The 26,394-nt window shown below is 46.6% G+C and carries 19 protein-coding genes and 1 pseudogene; 5 read left to right on the top strand and 15 right to left on the bottom strand.

The features are described 5' to 3' along the window. Positions 1-140 precede the first annotated feature (140 nt). The 5 genes from QUA07_RS25115 to QUA07_RS25095 form a co-directional block, all read right to left on the bottom strand. Positions 141-752, bottom strand: a complete 612-nt coding sequence (locus tag QUA07_RS25115; RefSeq protein WP_333330613.1) for a Uma2 family endonuclease — start codon at positions 750-752, stop codon at positions 141-143. Between the two features lie 287 nt (positions 753-1,039). After that, the gene (locus tag QUA07_RS25110; protein ID WP_333330611.1) at positions 1,040-1,984 is read right to left on the bottom strand and encodes a GDP-L-fucose synthase; all 945 of its coding nucleotides are present in this window, start codon (positions 1,982-1,984) and stop codon (positions 1,040-1,042) included. Between the two features lie 408 nt (positions 1,985-2,392). Continuing rightward, complete coding sequence (gmd, locus tag QUA07_RS25105) at positions 2,393-3,424, bottom strand: GDP-mannose 4,6-dehydratase (protein ID WP_333054667.1); 1,032 nt, start codon at positions 3,422-3,424, stop codon at positions 2,393-2,395. Positions 3,425-3,865: 441 nt separating this feature from the next. Continuing rightward, positions 3,866-4,597, bottom strand: coding sequence for a sugar transferase (locus QUA07_RS25100; RefSeq protein ID WP_333076234.1), 732 nt, complete (start codon positions 4,595-4,597; stop codon positions 3,866-3,868). Positions 4,598-4,952: 355 nt separating this feature from the next. Further along, a complete protein-coding gene (locus QUA07_RS25095; protein ID WP_333330606.1) occupies positions 4,953-6,119 on the bottom strand; it encodes a glycosyltransferase in 1,167 nt (388 codons plus the stop codon). Positions 6,120-6,545: 426 nt separating this feature from the next. On the opposite strand from QUA07_RS25095, the gene QUA07_RS25090 reads away from it, so the two are divergent. Continuing rightward, the gene (locus QUA07_RS25090) at positions 6,546-8,642 is read left to right on the top strand and encodes an iron uptake porin (protein WP_445305913.1); all 2,097 of its coding nucleotides are present in this window, start codon (positions 6,546-6,548) and stop codon (positions 8,640-8,642) included. Positions 8,643-9,107: 465 nt separating this feature from the next. Here QUA07_RS25090 and QUA07_RS25085 read toward each other — a convergent pair whose 3' ends face one another. Both QUA07_RS25085 and QUA07_RS25080 read right to left on the bottom strand, forming a co-directional pair. Then, positions 9,108-10,871 carry an NFACT RNA binding domain-containing protein gene (locus QUA07_RS25085; protein WP_333330600.1) on the bottom strand — a complete coding sequence of 588 codons (1,764 nt, stop codon included), beginning with the start codon at positions 10,869-10,871 and terminating at the stop codon, positions 9,108-9,110. 229 nt (positions 10,872-11,100) lie between these two features. Further along, positions 11,101-12,654: an NAD(P)/FAD-dependent oxidoreductase gene (locus QUA07_RS25080; RefSeq protein WP_333330599.1), complete on the bottom strand. Its 1,554-nt coding sequence runs from the start codon at positions 12,652-12,654 to the stop codon at positions 11,101-11,103. Between the two features lie 252 nt (positions 12,655-12,906). Between QUA07_RS25080 and QUA07_RS25075 the strand changes: the two genes are divergently transcribed. Next, on the top strand, positions 12,907-13,494 hold the full coding sequence (locus tag QUA07_RS25075) for a hypothetical protein (RefSeq protein WP_333330598.1): 588 nt from the start codon (positions 12,907-12,909) through the stop codon (positions 13,492-13,494). 150 nt (positions 13,495-13,644) lie between these two features. On the opposite strand, the gene QUA07_RS25070 is transcribed toward QUA07_RS25075, so the two are convergent. The 3 genes and pseudogenes from QUA07_RS25070 to QUA07_RS25060 all read right to left on the bottom strand — a co-directional run. Next, a complete protein-coding gene (locus tag QUA07_RS25070) occupies positions 13,645-14,637 on the bottom strand; it encodes a permease (RefSeq protein ID WP_333330595.1) in 993 nt (330 codons plus the stop codon). 16 nt (positions 14,638-14,653) lie between these two features. Further along, positions 14,654-14,896: a thioredoxin family protein gene (locus QUA07_RS25065; protein WP_333330591.1), complete on the bottom strand. Its 243-nt coding sequence runs from the start codon at positions 14,894-14,896 to the stop codon at positions 14,654-14,656. 68 nt (positions 14,897-14,964) lie between these two features. Continuing rightward, positions 14,965-15,294, bottom strand: a pseudogene (locus QUA07_RS25060) (MerR family DNA-binding protein); the annotation flags it as partial. A gap of 1,365 nt (positions 15,295-16,659) precedes the next feature. On the opposite strand from QUA07_RS25060, the gene QUA07_RS25055 reads away from it, so the two are divergent. Beyond that, positions 16,660-19,641, top strand: coding sequence for a cation-transporting P-type ATPase (locus tag QUA07_RS25055; RefSeq protein ID WP_333330588.1), 2,982 nt, complete (start codon positions 16,660-16,662; stop codon positions 19,639-19,641). 105 nt (positions 19,642-19,746) lie between these two features. Here QUA07_RS25055 and QUA07_RS25050 read toward each other — a convergent pair whose 3' ends face one another. Continuing rightward, positions 19,747-22,449 (bottom strand): tetratricopeptide repeat protein, encoded by a 2,703-nt coding sequence (locus tag QUA07_RS25050; protein ID WP_333330586.1) that lies wholly within the window; start codon positions 22,447-22,449, stop codon positions 19,747-19,749. Between the two features lie 168 nt (positions 22,450-22,617). Then, positions 22,618-23,208 carry a hypothetical protein gene (locus tag QUA07_RS25045; protein ID WP_333330584.1) on the bottom strand — a complete coding sequence of 197 codons (591 nt, stop codon included), beginning with the start codon at positions 23,206-23,208 and terminating at the stop codon, positions 22,618-22,620. Between the two features lie 81 nt (positions 23,209-23,289). Here QUA07_RS25045 and QUA07_RS25040 point away from each other — a divergent pair, with 81 nt between their 5' ends. Beyond that, positions 23,290-24,180: a hypothetical protein gene (locus QUA07_RS25040; protein WP_333330581.1), complete on the top strand. Its 891-nt coding sequence runs from the start codon at positions 23,290-23,292 to the stop codon at positions 24,178-24,180. 138 nt (positions 24,181-24,318) lie between these two features. On the opposite strand, the gene QUA07_RS25035 is transcribed toward QUA07_RS25040, so the two are convergent. From QUA07_RS25035 to QUA07_RS25025, 3 genes are all read right to left on the bottom strand, one after another. After that, positions 24,319-24,657: a XisI protein gene (locus tag QUA07_RS25035; protein WP_333085469.1), complete on the bottom strand. Its 339-nt coding sequence runs from the start codon at positions 24,655-24,657 to the stop codon at positions 24,319-24,321. Continuing rightward, entirely contained in the window at positions 24,645-25,061 is a 417-nt protein-coding gene (locus QUA07_RS25030) for a XisH family protein (RefSeq protein ID WP_333330578.1), read from the bottom strand. The genes QUA07_RS25035 and QUA07_RS25030 overlap by 13 nt, the downstream gene beginning before the upstream one ends. A gap of 190 nt (positions 25,062-25,251) precedes the next feature. Next, the gene (locus QUA07_RS25025; protein WP_333330575.1) at positions 25,252-25,734 is read right to left on the bottom strand and encodes a hypothetical protein; all 483 of its coding nucleotides are present in this window, start codon (positions 25,732-25,734) and stop codon (positions 25,252-25,254) included. Between the two features lie 209 nt (positions 25,735-25,943). Between QUA07_RS25025 and QUA07_RS25020 the strand changes: the two genes are divergently transcribed. Continuing rightward, positions 25,944-26,129, top strand: coding sequence for a ribbon-helix-helix domain-containing protein (locus QUA07_RS25020; RefSeq protein ID WP_333330572.1), 186 nt, complete (start codon positions 25,944-25,946; stop codon positions 26,127-26,129). The last annotated feature ends 265 nt before the right edge of the window (positions 26,130-26,394 follow it).

Raw genomic sequence — 26,394 nt, 5'->3', positions numbered from 1 at the left:
AAAACCAGCGGTTCTCGTGGCAAACCACCGAAACCCAATAACACGACGTATTAAGTTTTAACTAGGCGATCGCCCTTTTTTTGATCACATCCCCAAGTGCGATCGCCCTTCCTGAACCGAGGTGCGATCGCACTTTCCATTTATCCCCTCGATCGCAGTTCATCAAATTCTGCTTCTGAATCTTCCTTGGTAAAAATTACATCCTCATAAATAGCATCAATACCTGTGCGAAAATCTACGCTAGCCAAGTGAATTTCGCTTCCTTGAGTATACGAATACAAAACCCACAAGCCTTCAGCATTACGGCGAAAACACTCTACCCGCTCACGTTTTTGGCTAATTAAAACATACTCTTGAAGGGTTTCTAATTCTTGATAGTCAGCAAACTTATCGCCCCGATCGAATCCTTCAGTACCATTTGACAACACCTCGACAATTAAACAAGGATATCTCTTAAAAGATTGAGATGATTTGTCCCGTTCATCGCACGTTACCATCACGTCGGGATAGTAGTAAATATTCTTAGATTCAATCCTAGCTTTCATGTCCGACATATAGACACGACACCCACTACCCCGAACATGATTTCTTAAAAGTGCAAATAAGTTGCCGGCAACTGTGACATGAGCATCGCTTGCACCAGCCATTGCATAGGTTTCGCCCTGTATATACTCGTGTTTGAGGGGACTGAGTTCTTCTAACTTGAGATACTCTTCGGGCGAGATATAATTGTGGGTGCGATCGGCAATCATGGGCTTTCTGTGAATTTCAGTTTTCGATGATTTCAGTCGAGGTATTTGTATTATAGCAGTTTTCACTCGGATGAAATACAGGACACAGCAGTATGGACACGGCACTGCTGCCGACTATTGTCAGTGAATTATCACCCAAATTTGTATAATTTCTTAGTACCAGAAGGGGGACGGGTTCCTATAGGATAGGTGGCAACCTCTGACTCTTATAAATGAGGTTTCTAACCCGCATTTAGTATTATTCATAAAAAAACCCCGGTTTCTTCAAGAAACCGGATTTTTCACACTTACGCGGCGTGTTGTCGATACCAATCAATCGTATTTTTCAACCCATCCTTAAACTGCACCTCCGCAACAAAACCAAACTTTTCCTTAGCCCTTGCCGTATCCAAACAGCGGCGCGGCTGACCGTTCGGTTTGTCTGTTTCCCAAACAATTTCTCCCTCAAAACCCATCAATTCGCAAATCGTTTCCACTAAATCGCGAATTTTAACTTCGCTATTCGTTCCCAAATTAACCGGGTCAGATTCACTGTAATCTTGCGTTGCCATCACAATTCCCCGCGCGGCATCTGTGGAATACAAAAACTCGCGGCTAGGGCTGCCGTCGCCCCAAACTGGCAGTGTTTTGTCTCCCCTTTCTTGGGCTTCGTAGACTTTGCGAATTAATGCGGGGATGACGTGGGAACTTTTCGGGTCAAAGTTATCTTCCGGGCCGTACAGATTGACTGGTAGCAAGTAGATACCGTTGAATCCGTACTGCTGGCGGTAGGATTGCAGTTGCACTAATAAGGCTTTTTTGGCAATTCCGTAAGGTGCATTAGTTACCTCTGGATAGCCGTTCCACAGGTCGTCTTCTTTGAAAGGAACTGGGGTTAAATTGGGATAAGCGCAAATCGTGCCGACGCAGACAAATTTTTCGACTCCTGCTTCGTAGGCGGCGTGGATTAGTTGCGCGCCCATCATCAAATTATCGTAAAATAATTCAGCGGGTTTGACTAGGTTTAAGCCGATGCCGCCGACGTGGGCGGCGAGGTGTATGATGATATCTTGTTTGTCGGCGGCGCGCTTGCAGTTTTCCATGACGCGGAGGTCGCAGTCGCGCGATCGAGTTACCGAAATTTTATCAGCATCGGCCCCTGCTTTCACTAGCTGGTCGATTACCTGACGGCCCAAGAAACCGGCGCCGCCCGTGACTAGAATGCGTTTGTTGCTTAAATCCAAGCTTGTCATAATTTTAGCCTCGGGATTTTGAATAAAGGTCGATCGACAATTTCAATTCTAAAATTGTTGCTTTAGCAAAAAAAGCTTTCAGCTACAAGATGAGGTTGCCCACAAATTTGTTTTAGCTGCACCCGATAGGGACAATTTGCGCCCTTCACACCCGAAAGTTAGATATAGGGGTCGCGATTCCTCAACTATCATTTTAATGTTTTTTTTAGCTCGCACAGCCGAAAATTTTGCGAGCAATTAAGCTGGTTCTTTGAATGCCGATCGCGCTACGCTAATACCTGTAACAATCCTCCGATCAGTTGTGAAGTGTGTGCAGGGGCTATCCCCCGGTGCGCGCCTTTCGCCAAAGGGGTAGACACCGGGCCCTACCCCGACAAATTGTTCGCACTGACGGCTTGGTTTAGCGACTTAATCAAATCCGTTGCCCGAACCTCGACCTTGCTCCTCTAAAGCTTTCATGTCAGCATCTACCATTAAATGTACTAACTCCTGAAAAGTTACAGAAGGTTCCCAATTTAATTGCTGGCGCGCCTTAGTCGAATCACCTATCAACAGTTCGACTTCTGCAGGCCGCAAGTAGCGTTCGTCAAACTCCACATATTTTTGCCAATCTAAATTGACGTAAGTAAAAGCCAAATCGAGAAATTCCTTAATAGAATGAGTCTCGTTGGTAGCAATGACATAATCGTCAGGTTTGTCTTGTTGCAGCATCAGCCACATCGCCCGCACGTAGTCTTTAGCATAGCCCCAGTCCCGCTTAGAATCGAGATTGCCCAAGTAAATCTTTTTCTGCTTGCCGGCGACTATTCTGGCCACGGCGCGAGTAATTTTGCGAGTTACAAAAGTTTCGCCACGGCGGGGAGATTCGTGATTGAACAAAATGCCGTTGCAGGCAAAAAGTCCGTAAGATTCGCGATAATTTATTGTTTGCCAGTGCCCGTAAACTTTGGCGCAGGCGTAAGGACTTCTGGGATAAAAAGGAGTTGTTTCCTTCTGCGGAACTTCCTGTACCAAACCAAACATTTCCGAAGAACCTGCTTGATAAAACCGCACTTCTATGCCGGTGCGGTGCTGATAGTCCCGAATTGCTTCTAGCAGCCGCAATACTCCCATCCCTACTGTGTCAACCGTATATTCCGGCGAGTCAAAACTGACTCGAACGTGAGATTGAGCGCCTAAGTTATAAATTTCTACCGGCTGAACTTCTTCCAATATCCGGCGGAGAGTAGTGCCGTCCGTCAAGTCGCCGTAGTGTAGAAACAGGCGCGCACCCTCGCTGTGAGGATCGACATAGATGTGGTCAATTCGATCGGTATTGAAACTAGAACTGCGCCGGATAATGCCGTGAACTTCATATCCTTTTTCTAACAGTAATTCGCTCAAGTAGGAGCCGTCTTGACCTGTAATACCTGTTATTAGCGCTCGCTTACGTTGCGTCATCTGATTTTCCTTTGACAGGCTGTGTTAATTCACAATAAATTTTTTGGCAGAGGCTGTTGCTCCCTGCCGTATTCTCAAACTGCTTTATAAAACTTACTCAAACTTCACTTTAGTTACCTAAAGCCAGTTGAAGTTTACTTCCTACGCTGTTGGGTAGTGGGCTATCCCAAGATAAGTAGGCTATCCCCCTTAAGCCAAAGGTTATAGAGTTAAGTTTAACACCTAAACCTAAAGTAGTCTATCTAGAAGAACTGATATTTCTAGATGAATAAGAGGTAGGTTTATTTAAGTATTTGCCCCTTTAGTTAAGCTCACAATTCTTCGATCGGCATCCAGGAACTGTTTAGTTTTGACAAAGAGTTTGTCGCTGGCTGTCAGTAGTCAGCATCAGTGGTCAGTAACAAATAAAACTAACTACCGATTGCTGACTGCGGACAAAAATTAGTATGCGCCGTTATTTTTGGGAAAAATCACAACTCCAATTGTTTTGAAAACAATCCACATATCCATCCAAAGGTTTTTGTCATTTGCGTAATAGAGGTCGATTTGGACTCGGCGGGGATAGGGAATGTCGTTGCGACCAGACACTTGCCACAAGCCTGTAATTCCAGGTCTTATGGTGAGAATTTTGTTGATGTGACTGCCGTATCTCGGCAGTTCTTCTTCAACTAAAGGTCTCGGTCCGACGACACTCATATCTCCTTTTAAAACATTCCAAAACTGGGGAAACTCGTCTAAACTGGTCATTCGTAAAAATCTTCCAATCCAGGTAATTCGAGGGTCTTGTTTCAGCTTGAAATTGTCCTCAAACTCTTGACGCAAATGCGGAGAATTTTCCATGATTTCTAGCAATATATCGTCCGCATTTTCCACCATCGTTCTGAATTTCAGGCAATAAAACCTTTTACGGTTTTTGCCTACTCGTTCCTGTACGTAAAAAATAGGACCGGGCGAGCTTAAGGCGATTAAGAAAGCCAAAAGCAGGTAAACCGGAGCAAACAGGATCAGAACCGATAAGGAAAACAGGATGTCAAATAACCGCTTGAAAAGTTCTCCGTCGAGGCTCTGTAGAGAACGACTTATGCGTCTATCTCCTTGCAGGACAGACCCAAAACCGCGTCTTGCGATCGCTCGAATTACCTTGCCGGAGATTAGTTGGCTGTCGGCAGTCATCTTACTCCTTCACTTCACACCACACACAGTCCTGATCATAAAGCCTCAAGACGCTTTGTTCTCTGAATTATGTTTCCAATACTCAATTTTCTGCCTTCAGAAGGCTTCAAAAGGCAGAAGGAAGAAGGAAGAGGGCTTCTGGCGGCAGAAGGAAGAAGGCACAAAGCACTTATGCAGAGGTCTTCTGAAGGCACTTATAGCCTTTCGAGCGAAAGATGAGGTACTATCCGGCATAGGGCATAGGGCATAGGTCATAGGTCATAGGGCATAGGGCATAGGGCATACCTCACTTTTTTGAGAACCGCTATATACAAAGGCAGAAGGAAGATTGTCCCGCTATCGGGATCTGGTACTCTCAAGCCCCAGACTGCGTAAAATCACGGGATTGAAATTCCTGATAGCAGCGTCCCACAAAAGCTAGATAGCGCTGCCCAAAGACTTCGGGGGCAAACTGTTCAGCACGCAACCTGCTGATTTCGGGCTGAAATTTGCCTTGCAACTGCTCAAATTCCTCGACAGCTTCGACTAATGCTGCTGCGGTTTGGAAGGAAAAAAATAAACCAGTCCCTGTCTCTGGGTGTTGGCGAATGTCGAGCACTGTCTCCAAAGCGCCCCCTGCTGCATAGGAAATTACCGGTGTTCCGCAAGCTTGAGCCTCTACCAAAGCTATGCCAAAATCTTCGCAAGCTGCATAGACAAAGGCTTTCGCCTCTGCCATATACTTTTCAACTATGGAGGCGGGTTGCCAGCCGAGCACTTGCACGTTGGGTTTGGCGATTTGCCGAATCATTTCTAATTCTGGCCCGGTGCCGATGACAATTAGAGTACGGCCGAGTTGATTGAATGCTTGGACGATCGCACTTACGTTTTTGTAACTTACCAACCGACAAACGGTGACGTAAAAGTCTTGTTTTTGCCGCATCAAGGAAAATCGCTCGATATTTACCGGCGGATAAATCACCTCGGCCCGCCGCCGATAGCATCGCCAAATTCGGCGCGCAGTGTGTTGAGAGTTGGCGATGAAATAATCAACGCGGTTGGCGGAAATTACGTCCCACTGCCGCAGTCGATGCAACAAATATCGCGTCAGCAGACCCTGGATGCCCCGTCCGGCTTTGCTGCTACGCAAATAGTCAAAAGTTAAGTCCCAAGCGTAGCGCATGGGCGTGTGGCAGTAGCAGACGTGCATTTGCTGGGGACTGCTGAGGATGCCTTTGGCAACGGCATGGGAAGAGGAGAGGATGATGTCGTATTCTCGCAGATCTAGTTGTTCGATCGCGATCGGCAGAAATGGCAGATATTTTTGCACGCCGCTGCGGGCCTTGGGAAAGTGCTGCAAAAATGTTGTGCCAATCTGTCGCCCGAAAAGATAGCTTTCGGGATTGGCTGATTCAAAGTCGATGAGGGCATAGACATCTGCCTCGTTTACGTATTTGAGAATTTCCTGTACTACGAGTTCTGAACCGCCAGTAGCTAAGGGCGTCAACCATTCGTGAACTAGGGCGTATTTGAGTTTTTTCACTTGTATTTGTAGCCGATCAAACGATTTGTTAGCGCCAGTGCTGTCAATATTAATCTTACTGAGGGATAACTTACGCAATATCCAGCCATCAACCAGGTTTCTAGGTAGGTATCTTTAAACTGAGATGTTGCACCATTCTCAATTATTTGTTTAGGAACAGGCAAGATGCCTGTTCCACAAGAAAATGCACTCTTTGTGGAACAGGCCGGAAAGCCTGTTCTTGAGAATGGTGCAAGATGTGAGTCAAACCAAGGATTTTGGGAATAAACGGGGTTTTTGTCAAATCAGCCACAGCAAAACAGGACTCTCCGGCAGTGATTTCCCCGATTGTTGACAAGAAATACTATTAGGCGGAATACTAAAGGTGATTTGCGGGCGCCTAAATCTTCGGAACGGGCGATCGGCTCAATGTGGTGTAAGGAAAAAATGTCCAAATTTTTGTGGAAGGGACTTTTAGTTAGTCCCGCTGTATTGGCAGCAAGTTTAGTCGTATCTTCGACGGCGCTAGCAGCAGAGAAACCGGTAGAAATTGCCACCATAGCTCAAGCTGATCAATTGCAATTAGCAGGTGCTGCAACCGAGGTGGCAAAGGCTGAGACAGCAAAGGCTGAGACAGGCGAACCAGCGTCGCTAGCTAGCAACTTGACTGTTGAGACTATTGAGAAAGAAAGTGCGAACCTCTACGAGGGCTTTCCTTCGGATCGCTTCGCTAACGCTAACGAGCCGATTGCCCCAGTTGCCGAACAGGCAAAACCACAGGAAAACGCAGTTGCAGGGGATTTAAGCGAAACCCAACCCGCAGTCGCCCCCGCAAATTTAAGTGCCGAACAACCTGTCGCGGAGCAAATTCCCGCAGTCGCGCCCGCAAACTTAAGCGAAACCCAACCCGCCGCTACACCCACTAATTTAAGCGCCCAAGAGCAGATTTCCCAATCGCCAAATCCAAGTCCCCAACCTCCAGCACAGTCAAATGTTTTAGAACAAATCAATGAATACAGCAAAGAAGACAGTAGCAGCCAAGATGCGGCCGGCCAGGTAACGTCTGTTTCGCAACTTTCCGACGTTCGGCCCACAGATTGGGCGTTCCAAGCTTTGCAGTCTCTAGTAGAGCGCTACGGGTGCATAGCTGGTTATCCTGACGGCACTTTTCGCGGCAACCGGGCGATGACTCGCTACGAGTTTGCAGCAGGTTTAAATGCGTGTTTAGATAAAGTTAGCGAGCTGATTCAAGGCGGTTCGAGAAATCTGGCGACGCGAGAAGATTTGGCTTCTGTGCAAAGGTTGCAAGAAGAATTTGCGGCGGAATTGGCAACTTTGCGAGGCCGCGTCGATGCTTTGGAAGCGCGCGCCTCTGAATTAGAAGCAAATCAGTTTTCAACTACGACTAAACTCAACGGCGAAGTCATATTTGGTTTGACAGGTATCGCCAGGGGAGATGATGCTGAAGGTAACGATGCCGATAAAGCGACGGCTTTTGGCAGCAGGGTTCGGATCAATTTCGACACGAGTTTCTCTGGAGAAGATTTGCTGAGAACTCGATTGCAAGTTTTAAATTTGGGTTCTTTTTCTGCTAATAATACCAAAACCGCTGAAGGGGAATTGCGGTTTAATGCCGGGCCTTTTGCCGAGGCTAGCAATACTGTAGGTTTAGATGCGCTGCTTTACCAATTCCCTCTAGGAAAAAGCACGACTGTAATTCTCGAAGCTAATGCCGGCGCTGCTGACGATTTTACCAACACTGTCAACCCTTACTTTGACGGAGACGGCAGCTACGGCGCTCTTTCTAACTTCGGTACTCGCAACCCGATTTACTATTTGACTGGTGGTTCTGGCATCGCTCTGCGGCATCAGTTTGGGGAAAAACTCGAGCTGAGTTTGGGATATTTGGCCGGCAACGCCGCGAACCCGACGCGGGGAAATGGTTTATTCAATGGTTCTTACGGCGGTTTGGCTCAGTTGACTTTCAAACCCAACGAGAACATGGCTTTAGGTTTAACTTACGTTAATTCCTACAACTTTGTTACTGGTACCGGCAGCAATGCTTCTAATTTCCCGGTGCGTCTGGCTTCCTTCGGGTTCGACAGCGATAGCAATCTGCCAGTTTCTAGCAATTCCTACGGCGCACAAGCTTCGTGGCAGTTGAACCGGAGATTTGCAATTGGCGGTTGGGCGGGTTACACCAACCAGCGCATTTTATCCAACTTGGCTAGTCCTACGGGTTCTGTGCAGCGGGGCGATCAAAAAATCTGGAACTGGGCCGTTACTTTGGCTTTTCCCGATTTGTTGAAAGAAGGAAATGTGGCGGGGATTATCGTAGGTATGGAGCCGCGGGTAACGAGTTCTACTAATCGGACTTTGCCGGAAGATAAGGATACTTCGCTGCACGTTGAAGGTTTCTATCAGTTTAAGTTGAGCGACAATATTTCTATCACTCCTGGTCTGATTTGGCTGACTGCTCCTGACCACAATAAGAATAATTCTGATTTGGTGATTGGGGTTGTCAGAACGACGTTTACTTTCTAGGAGCAGCCCACACCGATTTTAGATTTTAGATTTTAGATTTTAGATTGGCGGTTTTAATCTAAAATCTAAAATCGCCAATTTTAAACAATTGTCCGAGCTTGGGTTTAAGGTTTAAACAGAAACGACCAGCTTTTGCAAAAGCTGGTCTGCACAAATAGTTAAATCCGTTGTGTTCCCACAGTGTTTTTCTCACAGTGAGGAAACCCAAGTTGCACGTTTCTTTGCAAAGGGTTCTAAAAGAAATATCATCTCTCTTAAGTGGTATTATAACAACAAAATTTAATTTTATGTAATAAAACTTTACATTACAGACGAATTTTAATTTTTAGGCGGCGATCGCACTCCCAGTCACTTTGTATAACCAAAGCTGGCTTCAAAAATCCGGTTTCTGCGTAGGTTTATCGGTTCCAAACCTGTTATTTTGCCTAAAAACGCCGATCTACCCTTTTACTCACTTTATATAAATTATGCCGGAGCTTGCTGCGGTCTACCCCAGACAATCCGCTCCTGCTTGTATACAACCATACCCGGTTTTGCGCCTTTGGGCTTGTATACATATTTCGGTTCTGTATACACCACGGGGACTTGTTCGCTGTGGCGGGCGCGACTGTAGTAAGCAGTCATGTCGGCGGCAAATTGCAAATCGGTTTCTTCAGCCACAGTACCGGGTGTGAGACGCAGCAAGGCGTGGCTTCCGGGAATCTCTAGGGTGTGGAACCACAAGTCGTAGTCGTTGGCGGTGCGAAAAGTGAGTTGGTCGTTTTGGCGGTTGTTGCGCCCGATTAATAATTCAAAGCCGCTGGGGCTTTGGTAGCGGTGAAATTCGATCGCAGCATTTTTGTCGGTACTGCGGTAATCTGGTACGTCTAGATATTTTTGTTGGATCAGTTCTTCGCGGATTTCGGCGAGGGTTTGCAAATCTTGGGTGTTGCGGTAGGTTTCCAATACTGAAAGTGCGACTTCAACTTGTTCTAAATAGTCGATTTCTTCCTGTACGGCGGCTAACAAAGGTTCTACTGCAATGCGGGCTCTTTTAAGTTTTTGGTGTTTTTTGTAGATTGCTTGAGCGTTTTGAACCGCATTTTTTTCCGGGTTTAGGGGAATAGCAACGGGTTCCTCGGTTTCAAAGTCAGGGAGGGAAATTGATTTCATTCCCGGTTCCCAATGCTGCAAATTTGCCATCAACAAGTCGGCTTGGGATTTGTGGGTGTCGGCGTCTGCTGATTGCTGCAAGCGTTCTTTAAATGTGTTGGCTTTGAGGCGCAGTTTTGCCAGGACGTTGTTGAGTTTTTGGGTAAGCTGATGCCGCAGTTGGGCGAATACTTCTTGATTGATTTCACCTGTGTAGTAGCTGTTAAGTAATTCTTGAACGGAAGAGATGGAAGAATCAGAGGGCGGGCACGGCGGCACCGCCCCTACATGGTGATTTTCTGGTGCGGGCCAATCGATGACGGTGTAGCCTTCGGGGGTAAAACTCGGGTGAAATTTGGAGTTTTCTAGGCATTGCAGCCAGTATAGCCAGCGCTGGAATAGTTGCTGCCAGTCGTCGGGATTGAGGCTGTCGGTGGATTGTTCCGGGTCTAAAGAAGCCGATCGAATCATTGACAAAACTAAGGCTTTACTCATCCCTCGGTAATTCTTCAACAGATTGCCCTTTAATTGTCCAGGAACCAGGCTAATTCGTGATTGCCAGCGGTTTTGAGATTCGCTCAGACTCGGCACTGCATCGGTCAAAGACGGGGGCATTTCGTAGGGTTGCCCGGTTTGGATGGGACGGACGGTGGACTGTTTGGCGCTGACTTGGTGGGCGCAGGTGACAACGAGGTTGTCTTGGGCGGTGAGGATGACGTTGCTGTACTTGCCCATGATTTCGGCGTACAAGTGCCAGAGGGCGGGTTCTCCGGGGCGTTTGGCGAATTGCAAGTCGATGACTCTTTCCCAGGATGAAACAGGGGCGATGGAAACTAAGGCTAAACCGCTGAGTTGGTGCCGCAGTTGTTCGCTGAAGGTGAAGGTATCGGGAATGCGGGGCGGGGGGTCGCCGACGCAGATGCGGGCGGCGACAGGATGCCAGGAAAGGTCAATCCAGCCACGTCCTTTCATGGTGCGGAGGGCTAGGGACACGGTGAATCGATCGCGCTGGTAGACTTGTTCTAAGCGCGCTGGCAGCCATTGGGCTCGCAGTTCGCTGCAAGCTGCGGTTAAAGTTGTAAAGTCTACGGGTTGCACGGTGGCCTCTTTGCGATCGAACTATCTATTTCTATGCTGACAGATATCGGTCACATTTTACTAATTATATCAAATTATTGTTTACTCTTGGTTCGCGTCCTTTGCTAGGAAAGCGCTTCAATAATTTCGTTAAAAAATAACAAATAACTAATAGACATCTCCTAAAAAGCAGGTTTTGAAAAGGCATGGTGCCTGTTCCCCAAGAATTAGGGGAGATGTCTAATAACAACTAACTAATAACTTCCTTAATTAATTGCAAATGTTTGTACAAAGGTGCGATCGTATTGGCGGCGATCGCACCGCTAGCAGCCACAGCGGGCAAACCAATTCCCGGAAACGTCGAATCTCCGCAGCAAAACAGCCCCGCTAAAGGCGTTGTCGGCCCGGGAAACAAGCCGCTACCCGCCCGAATACCGGGCCCGTAGGAACCGCGATGGCGGCGCAAAAACCGTTCGTGGGTGAGGGGTGTCCCAACTAAGGTGACTTCGGGGCGCGATCGAATATCGGGGATAATTCTCTCTAAGGCAAACCACATCACCTCGGCGCGCGCTTGCTTTTGCTGCTTGTATTCTTCGCTGGTGCGATCGAGCTTTTGCCACAAATCGTAAGGCTCGTTTCCGGGGGTATAGGCGTGAATGACGTGCTTTCCCGGAGGCGCGAGGTCGGGGTCGAGGAGGGAGGGAATCGAGACGAGAACGACGTTCTGAGGGGCGGAAACGCCCATTTCCCAGTCTTTGACGAAGATGTAGTGACAAGCCAAGTCCGATCGCACTCCGGGAGCATCAATTCCCAGATGCAGGTGCATGAAGCTGTCGCACTCGGGCGTCGCCTGCCGCTGTTGCCGAAACCTTTGCGGGACTGAGGTTTCAGGCAACAGTTTCAGCGTATCCCAAACGGAAGCGTTGGAGACGACGGCTTTGTGCGATCGAATAATTCTGCCCGATCGCAGCCGCACGCCCGCCGCCCGGTTGTTTTCCACCAAAACTTCTGCAACGTGGGAATTTAGCAGCAACTGCCCTCCGTGGCGCTCTAAACCGCTTACCAGGGCATTTACCAAAGCTGCACTACCGCCGATCGGATAGTCTAAAACTGCATTGGGGCGATACCAGTCGGCGAACATGAAAGCGACTTCGGCTGCGATCGTTCCGTCGGCGGGAAGTCCAGACAGCAGGAAACACAACAAATTCAGCCAATTTCGGATAAACGGATCTTTGACATTTTTGTCCATTATTTTGCTGAAAGGGCCTGCAAGTGCGATCGCGTCGCCAGCACTTTGCAGGAAAGCAGGCGCAAATTGGCCGAGGGTAAAAACACTGCCCAAATCGAAGCGCAAAGCGAGGGAGGGTAAGGCTGTGGCAGCTTTGGCGTAGGGTTCCATGATGCGCTGGAGTTGCCGCCATTCGGCGACTGCTTCCGCGCCGCGCAGTCGTGCGAGCACTTCGCCAAATTGACTCGCACCAACGGATGTGTCGAAGTCGCCTTCTGGCAAACAGCAACCCCAGGTATCGTAGGTGATGCAGGGGAGTTTTTCGCCGATTGCATCCAAAACTTGCCGCAGGGGATTCGCAGACGGGCTGTAGGATAATCCTGAGTACAGGGAGGGCCCGGAGTCGAAGCTAAATCCGTCGCGTTCAAAACCGTGTGCGGCGCCGCCCGCGATCGAATGGCTTTCGCAGACAATCACGTCAAAGCCATAGCGGGCGAGCATTGCAGCGCAAGTCAAGCCGCCAATTCCGCTGCCGACGACGATGATTTCTGTGTCTGTGGGGGCGATCGCAACCATGTTTTTCTCCGCTACTTCAGCTAATATTATCAATGTCTTGCAGCTTTAGGACTTACACATTTAACAGATGCGATCGTCCCTAGCCCTCCAAAACACAAGGCGAGTAGGGGGTGGGACAAGAAGCACTCAAAGCCCCCCTTAATCAGGGCGAAGAAACTGTAAAAGTCAACCCCTAATCCCCGATTTTTTGGGGTATTTAGGGGTTTCTCAACTCAGCTACCACCCTTAAAATACAAATCTGTATATTATTAAATGGAAAATCTATCTATTCTAGAACAAGCTGCCACATCTAATTCTCAACCATCTCCCGATGCTGTAGTCGCCGCCCTCCTAGAAGCTGAGAAAAACGCGAAAAAAAATAAAATTCGCTATTCTTTCGAGCAATTAATCGGCAACTGGCAACTCTGCTTTATCACCGGCACCAAAAAGACTCGACAAAAAGCGGGGATTGTGTTGGGTGCGGGACGTTATATTCCTGAGTGGGTTGCAAAAATTCAAATTGCTTATTCGGCAGAACCTGTTGCTGAAGGGGAAGAGAATAGCGAAACCGGCAGGGTGGAGAATTCGGTGCAAGTTGGGGCGATCAGACTAACTCTTTCCGGGCCGACTAAGTTTTTGGTTAATAAAAATATTTTAGCTTTTGATTTTACCAGAATTACCGTGAAATTGTTGGGTAAAACTGTGTATCAAGGATTTATTCGCGGTGGAGAAGCGCGGGAGGCGGAATTTTTTAGTTTGAGTGTGGGGAAGCAGGCATTTTTTGCATATTTTCTGGTAGAAGATGGGATAATTGCGGCTAGGGGAAGGGGCGGCGGATTGGCTTTGTGGGGGAGAGTTTAGAGCAATTGAGGATGCGATCGAGTAATTGTTTTTGATCGCAGCCCCGTATTGGCGAATTCCCAGGGGATAGTTGACCCCAAATACAGTCGAGATTTACTGCCTATGAACCGAGAAGGCTATGTGGCACTCAACTAAGATAGTAGGTTGCAGCTAAGCAAGAAAAGCATTGAATAAATAACCGATACTGATTATGCCAAGAGTCACTAGGCTGATGAAAACAGCTAAAAGTTGAGGGCGAAGAACTTTTTTCAGAATGACCATCTCAGGTAATGAAAGAGCGGTAACAGCCATTGTGAAGGCTAACACAGTTCCGAGGGGCATTCCTTTGTTAACCAGTGCTTCAGTAATTGGCATCACACCAGCAATATTCGCATAGAGTGGCACACCTAAAATAACAGCAATAGGAACGGCTAAGGGGTTGTCAGGTCCTGCTATCTGGGTGACTAAAGTAGTCGGAACATAACCATGAATTCCTGCACCGATCGCAATTCCTAGAACCACATAAAGCCAAACAGATTGCACAATTTGACTAGATTGAAACCATCCCTGTTCAAATCGCTGGTTCCAAGTGAGTTGATTAGATTCAAATTCCTCTGTTTGAGCCTCTAGCGAGCGGGATTTTTGGATTTTCCAAACAAAGGGTTCCACCCATTTTTCTAATTTTAGTAATCCGATCGTATATCCAGCCACGATCGCTAATCCAACGCCGAAGCCGATATAAAGAAGCGTAACCTTCAACCCAAATAATCCCCAGATCAACACCACCGCCACCTCATTGACCATTGGTGCTGAGATCAGATAGGAAAATGTGACTCCTAAAGGAACACCGGCTTCCAAAAATCCGATAAAAAGAGGAACCGCCGAACAGGAGCAAAACGGTGTAATGATCCCCACAAGAGCCGCCAGGATATTCCCCCCGAAGGTGCGCTTGCCTTCTAACCAATGCCGGACTTTTTCTGGTTCTAAAAAGCTTTGAAATGTACCAACAATAAAACTGATTACAATCAGCAATGTTAAAACTTTAGGTACATCGTAAAGGAAAAAATGTAAACTGGCTCCGAGGTGAGATTTTATAGATAAACCCAAGAGGCGAGTCACAATCTGAGTAGCTAACCAGTCGAACGGATAAAACGGATCGAACATGGTTTTTCTCCAATTATTAGAGTTGTAAGAGTCTCTGAATTTCTGCGCTCGTGATCACTTTTCCTTTGCTGACGACTTTGCCGTTGATGGTCAATGCTGGAGTAGACATCACACCGCGTTTAGCGATTTCGATCGGGTCGGTGATGTGCAGGATTTCAGCTTCTAAATTCAAAGCGGCGCTCGCCTCCTTGGCATTAGCTTCCAACTGCTGACATTTTTTACAACCAGATCCTAATATTTCCATATCCACCGCATTCATAACATGGCTCCTTTTTTACTTATGTAATTCTGTTCAGTTATAGGCTCAGGTAGAGCTAAATTTTACAGTCAAGATGCTCTTTGAGCGCGCGCTGCTTCTGGTGATTTTTCAAGAACGAGGCATTGATAAGCTGGGTCGGGATGCTCTAATTTGATTTGACATTGCTTGACCCAAGGCACTAGCTCATCATGCAGCGATCGCAATTGTCGAATATTGACCTCAATTGCCTGAACTTTCTTGTTTAGTCTGTCATAGACGGCTTTACAGGTGAGTAATTGCCCATCTTTCAACGCTAGAATTTCCTTAATTTCCTCAAGACTTAGCCCTAAATACTTGGCACTAGAAATAAAGGCAAGTCGTTCCATATCCTGCCGGCTAAAAAGGCGATCGTCCGCTTCAGTCCGCTGGGGGAGATGGGATCAATCCAATACGCTTATAAAAATATAGAATAGAGTTTGTGGATTGAGTCCTAAACGACGAGAGACTTCGCATTGGAACATTGGTATTATCTCCATTGCAACCTCTTAAACTAATCATATACCCTATACCTTGGTATAGGGTATAGGGTGAGAAGTTAAGATTTGTTGAAGCTACTGGATTTCAGGGGGCGACAAGCGCCCCCAAACCAAGATTAATCAAGGGTTGTAGAACTCAGACGGGGTGAAGAATATCCCAGCTTATTGACAATAGACTTTTTTCGCCCAAAAACAAACTTTAATTCAGCCTCCAGATTATGGTAAAAAAAACAGTCTTATTATTTCAACAATACCCAGATTAAAATGCTGCCTCAATTCTCCCCAGCCACCTGCAAAAATATTTGAATAAATAGCAACGAATTACATTAAAATTATTAGTGTGCCTCTAGCAAAACCAAAAGCAAGTAAACATAGAAAGGTTAGCAGCAACACTACCTTTACCAATTCAGCAGAATAGTCGTCATCGCCATATACAACGCTTTTTGAAACTGACGCCTGTTAAGTGTGCTTCTGGTTTGGTTTCCCATGATTAAATAAATTATTACTCAACGCATACGCAAGGGAAAACGATTGATTATTGCTTTAGATAGAACCATTGGACAAGCGAATAATATTTTGATGGTCAGTGCGCTTTATCAAAAACGCGCTTTCCCTATGTTTGGGATTTTACTCTCGAAATAACGCCCCTTGGTATCTGCTGACTAATTTCGGAGATTTAGAAACGGCTGTGATTATAAACAAGGCTCGGGAATTGAAGCGATGTTTAAGGAGTGTAAAACTGGTGGTTATAACGAAAAAAGATTCTCAAGCTTCACAGGATAAATTAGTACGTTTAGTCTTGTTGATTGCCATCCGGATGACCACTGCTGGGTTCCAAGGCTAAAAAACAAGTATTTTGGGGAAATCTCCTTATATTTTTCTGCAAAAGGAAGCAGGGAGAACTAAACGAAGACATAGCACTTTTAGGGTCGGTTTGTACGGTCACAATTGGATAGTCGCCTTTCATGAGTGTGAGGAATGGGTAGAAGAATTGGTCACTTCTGTTCGCAATAAGCGCAGATTTTATCAACGGAGATTAAAAGCTCTAACCCTTTTCCAGCAAGCTTTATGGCCCCCTTGTCGCACCCTGAACTACGGGATGCAATATTATCAGTATTAAAAGTAGAGAAATCATCTGTACTGGGGCAGTTCGATCCCAGGGATATTGTAAGAAAAATTAAGTTTACACAAATACTTCTAAAAATATGCCAAGACTGACTTCAGTAACTATTTCTAAGGTGGGGATGTATGGCAGTATCGCATCAACCAATTTGGACCCTATCACCAGAAGATGTATATAAATCCTTTGAAATCAGCGAGAACGGGTTGTCTGATGACGAAGCTTTCGATCGACTCGTAAAATTTGGCACGAATGAGTTGCCAGAACCCGCACATCGCCCTCTGTGGCTAAGATTTACCGATCAGTTAAGGCACTTTATGGCCCTGTTGCTATGGGTGGCAGGGATTTTGGCATTCATTTCGGGAACCCCTCAATTAGGTTGGGCAATCTGGGCGGTGATCGGGATTAATGCTGTATTCAGTTTTTGGCAAGAGTTTCAAGCAGAGCAGGCATTAGCGGCCTTAAAGAATGTATTGCCGATGCAGGTAAAAGTGTATCGGAATGGGGAACTAAAGCAGATTCCGGCAAAGGAACTGGTGCGTGGAGATGTGATGCAGTTGGAAGAGGGCGATCGCGTCTCTGCGGATGCTCGGTTAGTTACTGCCGAAAGCATGTATCTGGATATTTCTGTAATGACTGGCGAATCGCTTCCTGTTGCCCGTAACGCTCATCCGGTGCGGGTGCGCGAAGCTGCATCAATCCGGGCTGGCAAAACGATACCAGCGGGCGAACATCCCTTACAAGAAAAGGTCAATCTGGCGGAAATCCCAAATTTGGTGCTGGCAGGCTCGACGGTTTCGTCAGGAAGGGGCGTGGCTGTGGTGTATGCCACGGGAGCACAAACCGAGTTTGGTCACGTAGCCCATCTCACTGCTGTCGTGAAACGGGAACCTAGCACGTTGGAAGTGCAGGTTGCTGATATTGTGCGGATCATCACTGCGATCGCCCTTGGTATGGGAGTTCTGGTATTTCTGCTGACATACCTGCTGGTGGGGATGGAGCTCAAAGAGAGCTTTATTTTTGGGATCGGGATCATTGTGGCGCTGGTGCCAGAGGGGTTACTGCCGACGGTTACTTTGTCATTGGCGATCGGAGTGCGGCGAATGGTGCGCCGTAATGCTTTGGTGCGTCGTCTTTCGGCTGTGGAAACCCTGAGCGCTACAACGGTGATCTGCACCGACAAAACCGGAACGTTGACTAAAAACGAAATGACGGTGCATTATCTCTGGCTTCCCTGGGAATCTTCGGAGAACAGCCCAAATCCTGCCAGCCAAGAGTCCGCTGTCTTACCACCTCTTAACGGGAAGCAGAAATCTCATCCATCGATGACGGCGACTCTGATTGAAGTGACGGGCGCTGGATACGATCCTACGGCTGGTGAGGTTCAGATTCCCGCGAATTTTGAAGAATCCTGGAAAGTCAATTTGCTGCTTACGGGGGCGGCACTTTGCTCGAATGCACGGTTGATTCACCTGACAGCGCCTAGCCGTTGGCAAGAAATTGGCGATCCAACGGAAGCGGCTCTGCTGGTGGCTGCTGCCAAAGCCGGATTGAATCTGGAAACTTTGCAAAAACAGCTTCCCCGCTTGCGGGAGGTGCCTTTTGATTCTCGTCGCCGGATGATGACGGTGGTGTTGGACTGGCGATCGTCCACGCTATGGAATAGCGATTTGCCGAACCTGGCTTTTACCAAGGGGGCACCGCTGGAAGTGTTGCGACACTGCACATCTATCTTGCGGAATGGCACTCTCTCAGAACTCACTCAATCCGACTCGAATGAAATAGTTGCGGCTAACGATGATTTAGCCCAGCAGGGCTTTCGGGTTTTGGGGGTGGCGGCTCGCCGTGGGGGGAGTGAAATGTTGGATTTGCGATCGCAAGATTTAGAGCAAAACTTGATTTTTATTGGTCTGGTGGCGATGTTTGACCCGCCCCGTCCAGAGGTAAGAGAGGCTCTTGCTCAGTGCCATCAGGCAGGAATTAAGGTGACGATGGTGACGGGTGACTATGGACTGACTGCTGAGGCGATCGCCCGCAAAATTGGATTAGTTACCGATTCTGTACGGGTGGTAACGGGTGAAGGCATGGGGCATCTGTCGGATGCTCAATTGCAACAAATTCTGAAATATCGATCGGGGCTAGTGTTTGCTCGGATGTCTCCTGAGCATAAGCTGCGACTGGTGGAAGCCTATAAAACGATCGGGGATGTAGTTGCGGTGACGGGGGATGGAGTCAATGATGCACCAGCATTAAGGGCTGCCCATATTGGCATCGCGATGGGGATGAATGGCACCGATGTGGCACGAGAAGCCGCCGATATTGTCCTTACCGATGACAACTTTGCGACGATCGTGGTCGCGATCGAGGAGGGGCGAGCCGTGCATCAAAACATCCGCAAATTTATGACCTACATCCTGGCATCAAACCTGCCGGAATTAGTACCATTTCTGTTCATGGTGACGTTGAAGATTCCTCCTGCACTCGTGATCATGCAGATTCTTGCCATTGATTTAGGAACTGATATAGTGCCTGCATTGGCATTGGGTGCAGAACGGGCAGAAGCCGGAACCATGCAGCAGCCCCCCCGGAAAAAATCGCAACCGCTTCTCGATCGGTCTCTGCTTTTGCGCGCCTATGGCTTCTTGGGATTGCTGGAAGCTGCCCTAGCGATGGCAGCATTTTTTCTGGTGTGGTGGAGTTATGGTTATGACTTGGCAGAATTACAAGCCGCAACCCCAAGCATTCTGTCTCATTCAGCAGATGCCGCTACGATCGCCATTTATACTCAAGCCATCACTATGACTCTGGCATCGGTTGTGGCTTGTCAAACGGGCAATGTCTTTGCTTGTCGATCAGAACGTGGATCAATTCTGCGGCTGGGATTCTTTTCTAATCCACAAATCTGGCTCGGAATTGCCATTGAATGGATTTTAGTGGTGATCGTGATCAATAACGAATTGTTGAGTCGCATCTTTTCGACAGCACCTTTAGCACCCTGGCAATGGCTGCTATTGCTGGTGTGTCCACCGATCATTTTAGGAGCAGAAGAACTACGAAAAGTCGTGTTTCCTGGGAAATTGATTCCGAAGCAGAGCCAGAAAGGTAATTAGGTTGAATTTTGTGAACACTTGCTACTCCTAATTGCTGACGATCGCATTTACGGATACACATACATCTGGAAATGCGATCGGATTAACTGTTCCGCCTGTTAGTAACTACCGCGCATCGCCAATTAAAATAAACGGCGACCAATAAAACGGATGGCGAGTAATTTGACTCAACTTAGCTTGTCGCAAAGCTTCATTTTTACTCATCCCTTTATTGATATTTTGATAAAATTCAACCATCAAATCTTTAGTAGCTGAATCATCAACATTCCACAAACTTGCCATCACCGCTTGTGCGCCCGCACGCTCAAATACATAGGCAACTCCCGATATTTCTTCACCGTTAGAATTTGCTTGCATAGCAGTTTGACAAGCGCTTAAGGTGAGGAGTCTGGTGTTTTGCAATCCTAATAACGCGGCATCGCGAATATTGAATTGGCTGTCAGCAAATAGCAGTGTATTTTCCTCCATGCCCAATTGTTGACAGCCTCCCCGTTGGAAACAGCCGTGAGTTGCTAGGTGTAAAAAAGGAAAGCGGGGTGCTTGAGTTTTGAATTGGTCGAGGGTGGCGACATTGCCGATATAGGCGGAACTTCCGGGGAATAATTGAGCGATATTTCTAACTTCTTCTTCTGTACCAGCTAAATTTTGCGGCGCGCGGGGGATGGGATTTCCTAAGGCTAAGACACTGCCTTGTAAAGTTGAATGGGGAATTGACCTTGTGGAAATGCGGGTGAGATAGTTGACAGGATATTTCTGGATCAGGAATTCATCAGTTTGTTCGTCATACAGCGTTTCAAAGGGGATATAGCGCAGTTTGCCCGTGACGATGATGCTCAATTGTTTGGCGGCAGTAGCTTTAATTTGGTCTTCGATCGGACGAATCAGGATGTCGTAAAGTTTGCTGCCAGTTGCAGTGAAGTTAGTGTCGCCAGTATTTTGCAGTTGTTCGCGGTATTGAGTGAGGAGTTTGTCGAATTCTGCGGGGTCGAGCGGAATTTTTTTAACACTTAAACTGTCCTTTGTCAAGACGAATAGTGCGACGGTATTGGGGACATTTTTGACATTTGTCAGCAAGACGGGTTGAATGACAACCGTATCTGGTGCGATACTTGCTTTCAATTGGGCGATGTCTTTAGGTGTGGTTTCAAAGAGTTCGGCGACTTCTGGGAAGTCTTTGCGGATTTCTTCAGCTTTGCTGTAGACTTCAGCTTCTAATTCCCGCATTTGTCGGGCGAGATTGTCTGAGGGTTTGTCTTCGATTTGGCGGCGGAGGTATTGGAGTTGTTGGTTTTTTTGATTCCACTCGTCAATGGCTTTTTGTGCTTGGGGGTTCGCTACTTTGGCGTCAATTAAGCGGGTGTAGTCGGCGAGGTCTGCTGTGGTGGCGATGTTGACCCATTGGAAAGCGCGATCGGCTTGGTTTTGGTCGATGAGGAGGGATGTCAGGGCGATCGGAGTTAAGTTATTAGCTTGTAAAAACTTTTGGCGATTTTCTCGCTGTAAACCACTCCGCATTTCTAAAGTAATCTTGATGGAGTCCTCCAAGTTTTTGATGGCATCAGTAGGTTTATTTATATCTCGGTAGGCTAAACCCATATTAGTTAAAGTAACAGCTTCGCCAGGGCGATCGCCAACTTGCCTCCTAATTTCCAAAGCTTGGTTATAGGATTTTAATGCCTCGTTTGGTTGTTTCATGTTTTGGTAGGCTAAACCCATATTATTCAAAGTAGTAGCTTCCCCAGAGCGATCGCGCCCTTCCCGCATAATTGGCAAAGCTTCGTTAAGGTATTCCAATGCCTCTTCTGGTTTTCCAATGTTGTTATAGGCTAAACCCATATTAGTTAAAGTAGCAGCTTGCCCTGGGCGATCGCTCACTTCTTGCCTAATTTTTAAAGCTTGCTTAAGATATTCCAATGCCTCTTTTGATTTTTCAAGTTTGTCGTAGGCTAAACCCATATTATTCAAAGTAGTAGCTTCCCCAGAGCGATCGCCCCCTTCCTGCCAAATTGCTAAAGCTTGCTTAAAGTTGTCCAATGCCTTTTCTGGTTTTCCAATTCTGTAGTGGACCCAACCTATACCATTCAAAGCAACAGCTTCTACAAATCGATCGTGTACTTCCTGTGAAATTGGCAAAGCTTGGTTATAGTATTTCAATGCCTCTTCTGGTTTGCCAATGCTGTCATAGACCCAACCAATCTGAGTCAAAGTAAAAGCTTCCGCAGAGCCAGCCTGCACTTCCTGCCAAATTGGCAAAGCTTGGTTATAGTATTTCAATGCTTCTTGTGGTTGTCCTGTGTTCTGGTAATATGAACCAATATTAGTCAAAGTTCTAGCTTCCCCAGGGCGATCGCGCACTTCCTGCCAAATTGGCAAAGCTTGCTTAAGGTATTCCCATGCCTCTGTTAATTTTCCAAGTTTGTCGTAGGCTAAACCAATATTAGTCAAAGTCAAAACTTCCCCATAGCGATCCCGCACTTCTCGCGAAACTGGCAAAGCTTGGTTAAAGTATTTTAATGCTTCTTTTGGTTGTCCAATGTTGTTGTAGACCATACCAATCCTATTGAGGACTGATACTTCCGTTGTTAGATCGTTCAATTGTCGTACAAGGCTTAAAATCTTCTGCCATGTTTCTATTGCCAGTTGCGATTTTCCTTGCTGTTGCTGTTCCCTTGCTTGCCGTATCAGTTTCTCTACTTCTTGACTCTGTGCATTTGGACTTTGCGCCCTACTAGGTTGTAGCATCGGTGGTACAGTCAGAGGAGTTAAACACACACATACAACCAAAATATTCCTAATAATTCGTTTCATTTTTTTTAGAATTCACCAAATTCCATTAAATAGGAGAGGCATCAGAAGTCTCATTACATATAATCCTGAAAATCTTCTAATGGTTCATCAAAGTCATCAGATATGGTAATTACCTCGCGGTCGCTCCCAAACAACGGGGGACGGCGCTGTTTTAAACCCCCAACACTATCAATAAGGAGTTACTAAAATAGTCACCGTCTTTTTCTGCGGCTCGAATTTCATTTCATCAACTACAAATTGCCGATCTTTTGCAACTGCCAAAATTGCCCGCAATTGCCCCCGATTCACAACAGGCGACCTCAATTTTACCTCAGCTTGACCTTTGACAGCATCTATCAGACGAAAATCGCCGATCGGAATACCGTTCCATTTCGCTTGAGTATTTGTATCTACTGGGGTGTCGCCCCGAATAAACTGCAGCCCATTAGTTCGATAAACCACCGCATTATTGGGAAATACTATTTTATCAATTTGACTCAAGGGGAGCGATCGCTTTTCCCTCGATCCCTGTATCCATAATTTTTGCCCTTTCTCATCAATCTCTACAACTCTACCATCTCTTTTTTCGCCTCCTTTCATCACAATTTCCGCTTGCGTCGGCAACGCCACGGGTATGGGCTGGCTGGCGTTAGCCTGTGCTTGTACGGATGGCAAATTGCGTTTCTGGATTTCCTGACTGGTGGCATTAACTCGTCCAGCCATACTCGCCGTTACTGTAAAAAGTGCTACAACTAGAAAAGAAAGTGTTCTGCGTTTCATACTTCCTTAAACTCCTTTCAAGGGTAAGCGTTAACCCGCTACCATTATAAACCCATACTTCAGTCCCTTGAGGGTAAATCCGTGCTGCCAACTCCAGAATCTACCCCCGAATCGAATATTTTAGGCAACTTGGCCAGTGTTTTTGGCTTGCTTGGTGCTGCCCTGTTTTTCACGGGCTGGATTTATCGCTGGTCTTATTTTTCCTTCTTTCAGCTAGAGGTAACGACTCTCGATTTACCCGTCGAATCGTTTTTTATGGTGCCGCTTCAGGTGTTTTTTGCTGGCGGAACAAGCATATTCAAAAGTGCGATCGCCCTTCTGCTGACAGCCCTGGCGATTTACCTCAGTTTGTGGCTGGTGAATAGTATAAACAAGACAGTTGCTGCTAAAATCAATGGCATAATTACACGGTCGCTTTCCTATCCTTACGGCAGAAGATTCAGGTGGATTTACCGCATCCTGAAATCTTGGCAACAATTTAATGTCAATAGATATAACTCGATAAAATTATTGCGATCGCTCGTTGACGAAATTATCATCGTCGGTTGGGTATTGCTAGTGTTGTTTTGGTCAGCATACCACCAAGGTATTGCCGATGCCCGACGCGATGCCGGGGAAAATTCGTCTTTACCCGCCGTTGCCTTAATCGCCAAACAAGACAACATTGCTTTAGGCAGAAAACTCGACGGTCCAACACTCCGACTAGACCCTAAAGGATTTAAGGCGATCGGCGATGCAGGTCTATTGGCTGATTTGAGCAAAAGAGATTATACTGATATCAATAATCCCAAAGAACCTAGAGTTTGGCGGTTCCTTTTGGAGAGAGGAAACTGGATTTATCTGTTTCCGGCTTTAACAAAAGAACAGCAAAAAGACCCTAAAGTTCGCCCGCCAGTGATGGCTATTCAACAAAGTCAATCCGGCGATCAATTGTTAATTGTAAGTCCCCAACCTTCTCAACCTTCTAAATAAAGTCGGGGCTGGTTGATTGGATGCCAAAATAGTCTCGATGCTAATCGTTAGACAGTTAAATTAACTTATAGCGTGCGTCAGACATTGATTATTTCGATTTCAACAGGTTTTTCAACTCCGGGGAACCTTACGCATTTCCTAAGCAACTCCATAGCCAGTATATGGACGCTTGTAAGGTGGATGCAACCCTAAAATAATATCCTCTTTGGGTACTCCCATCTCGACTAATTCTTGCCCAAGATCGGCTTCTGTCATATTGCGTTGAATCCAGATTTTACCATCCTTGATATCTAAGTGAATGAAACAGTTATAAATCCGCTTGTATCCCTCCCAACCAACGTCTAAAATTTGGTAATGATCTTGTTCTGTATCGAACACAAGCTGACATTCAACATCCAATTCTGAATTTTGCTCTGGTGTGGCATGAGTGGTTAGCAACTGGCGGATAAATTGGCGGTACTGCTCTATTCTTTCCATTCGATGATTACCTCCTGCATCGGTTCGTAGACGATTAACTTCACTTGATACTGTCGGACAGCTTCCTGAGTGAATCGTTCTTGAAAAAAGGATTCAAATATATCGAGAGGAATTGCCAGATATAGAGTTCTGTCTGGTTCGGTCATTTGCAATCCTAAGCGGTAGTTCAAAAACTGTCCTAACGCTGAATGAAAGTCTGTCACCGCTGATGGATTCAAAAAACTTTTGATTTCAACAGCAATCTTTTGTCCAGCCTTTTCAGCGGCAAAGACTTTCTCTGCTGCTAAATCGATCTCAAACTTCACCTGATCTATCTTGAGGATCAGCGGATCTGCCGTAATTACCCACTTCTCCTTCAAGAGAGCTTGTTTAACAGCATCATGGAATCGGTCTTTGGCAGCCATCGCTTTTTTACAGTATCTAGGTATTATGATAGCAGCGAGCACTCTTCAGTCCCACTCTGCTGGGACGAGAGTTTGTGTAGTTTGACTTCTTACTCGCATTCCAGGGGCGCTTCGCCACACGAGTAAGAGGTCAAAAGCGATTTCAATTGCTGAGGGACTACAATTGTCACCGTCCAGAAGTGTTTATTGGTTAGGTACGATCGCACACAACCTCAAACACTCCCCCTGGAATAAACCGACACAAAGCCCTCCGCCGATCGTCCGCATCTTGGCGATTGACAAAACGCGCAATTGTATAGTGTTCAGCATTGGGTAAAATTCGGACGATCGCCCAAGAATTGTGATCGCCCCCCTTTGACTTTTCAGGTGTTTTCCCTCGCGAATTTGGGTTGAGTTCGATCGCGGGGCGATCGGCGATCGTCGGAGAATTTGCTTTTCTGAGAGTGTTGAGGTAGCGGGCGATCGTACTTCCTTTCAGATTCGCCCCGACGCGCAGAATCATAAACACCGCAAAGCTTTCGATCTCTGGCCCAGTCATGCGCGCGCGATCGGCATCAAAATCCTCATCAGAGTAGCTGCGGATACCCGACAGCAGTTGCGTGATGCCAAAATCATTCAAAGCTTGTTGATAGCCGCGGTTATATTCGCTGCCGTCGCTCACAGGCTTTACCATAGAAATAGTCTCCTTTTATTTGGACTGTCTCCTTGTATTTGGGGAACCATCAGCCAGCGCGGGCCGTAGGAAGTTCAGCGCTGGCTTTTGACTCTCTAAGAATATAGCGCATAATGCAGCACATTGCAACAGTTTGCTGCATATTAGACAAAATTGTATAAAATACTCGACAATGACGATCGGCTTAAATAAGAAACAATTACCCTCTAATGGCTAAACGCATATCAACTTCCATAGCAGAAGGAATTTATGACCTACTTCAAGAGTGGGCAAATGAGGAACGCCGTTCAATCAGCGGCTTGTCAGCATTCATTTTGGAACAAGCTGTCAGAGAACGTCAAAAACAAATGCAAAAACAGTCCCCACCATCCGATGAGAAACAAGATAAAAGTTGAGTGGACGCATCCAAGCCAAAGAAAGCGGGTTTTTTGCGGTTTTTGCCGGCCGTAACGCGTCTTTCCGTAAAAAAAACCCGGTTTCTGACCACCCCTGCGTCCAGAACTATATGAAATTTATCGGCATAGACTTAGGTTGGAGTTCAGCAGCAAGCGGTTTGTGCTGTTTGAATTGGCAAAATAACCAATTAGGGCTTGCTGAATAAGTTAGGGAAAATCACGATCGCAATTGATGGGTGATTCAAGTTCGGCGAAGCATAAGTTT

The organism is Microcoleus sp. T3_A4 (genome assembly GCF_036700465.1).
In the GTDB taxonomy this organism is placed as follows: domain Bacteria; phylum Cyanobacteriota; class Cyanobacteriia; order Cyanobacteriales; family Microcoleaceae; genus Microcoleus.
Note: the sequence above shows the minus strand (reverse complement) of the source record. Positions and strands in the feature narration are given on the sequence as shown.

Excerpts from the sequence above, each read along its gene's own strand:
- QUA07_RS25115 (WP_333330613.1), bottom strand. The coding sequence starts at position 752 with ATGATTGCCGATCGCACCCACAATTATATCTCGCCCGAAGAGTATCTC.
- QUA07_RS25110 (WP_333330611.1), bottom strand. The coding sequence starts at position 1,984 with ATGACAAGCTTGGATTTAAGCAACAAACGCATTCTAGTCACGGGCGGC.
- gmd (WP_333054667.1), bottom strand. The coding sequence starts at position 3,424 with ATGACGCAACGTAAGCGAGCGCTAATAACAGGTATTACAGGTCAAGAC.
- QUA07_RS25100 (WP_333076234.1), bottom strand. The coding sequence starts at position 4,597 with ATGACTGCCGACAGCCAACTAATCTCCGGCAAGGTAATTCGAGCGATC.
- QUA07_RS25090 (WP_445305913.1), top strand. The coding sequence starts at position 6,546 with ATGTCCAAATTTTTGTGGAAGGGACTTTTAGTTAGTCCCGCTGTATTG.
- QUA07_RS25080 (WP_333330599.1), bottom strand. The coding sequence starts at position 12,654 with ATGGTTGCGATCGCCCCCACAGACACAGAAATCATCGTCGTCGGCAGC.
- QUA07_RS25075 (WP_333330598.1), top strand. The coding sequence starts at position 12,907 with ATGGAAAATCTATCTATTCTAGAACAAGCTGCCACATCTAATTCTCAA.
- QUA07_RS25070 (WP_333330595.1), bottom strand. The coding sequence starts at position 14,637 with ATGTTCGATCCGTTTTATCCGTTCGACTGGTTAGCTACTCAGATTGTG.
- QUA07_RS25065 (WP_333330591.1), bottom strand. The coding sequence starts at position 14,896 with ATGAATGCGGTGGATATGGAAATATTAGGATCTGGTTGTAAAAAATGT.
- QUA07_RS25055 (WP_333330588.1), top strand. The coding sequence starts at position 16,660 with ATGGCAGTATCGCATCAACCAATTTGGACCCTATCACCAGAAGATGTA.
- QUA07_RS25050 (WP_333330586.1), bottom strand. The coding sequence starts at position 22,449 with ATGAAACGAATTATTAGGAATATTTTGGTTGTATGTGTGTGTTTAACT.
- QUA07_RS25045 (WP_333330584.1), bottom strand. The coding sequence starts at position 23,208 with ATGAAACGCAGAACACTTTCTTTTCTAGTTGTAGCACTTTTTACAGTA.
- QUA07_RS25035 (WP_333085469.1), bottom strand. The coding sequence starts at position 24,657 with ATGGAAAGAATAGAGCAGTACCGCCAATTTATCCGCCAGTTGCTAACC.
- QUA07_RS25030 (WP_333330578.1), bottom strand. The coding sequence starts at position 25,061 with ATGGCTGCCAAAGACCGATTCCATGATGCTGTTAAACAAGCTCTCTTG.
- QUA07_RS25025 (WP_333330575.1), bottom strand. The coding sequence starts at position 25,734 with ATGGTAAAGCCTGTGAGCGACGGCAGCGAATATAACCGCGGCTATCAA.
- QUA07_RS25020 (WP_333330572.1), top strand. The coding sequence starts at position 25,944 with ATGGCTAAACGCATATCAACTTCCATAGCAGAAGGAATTTATGACCTA.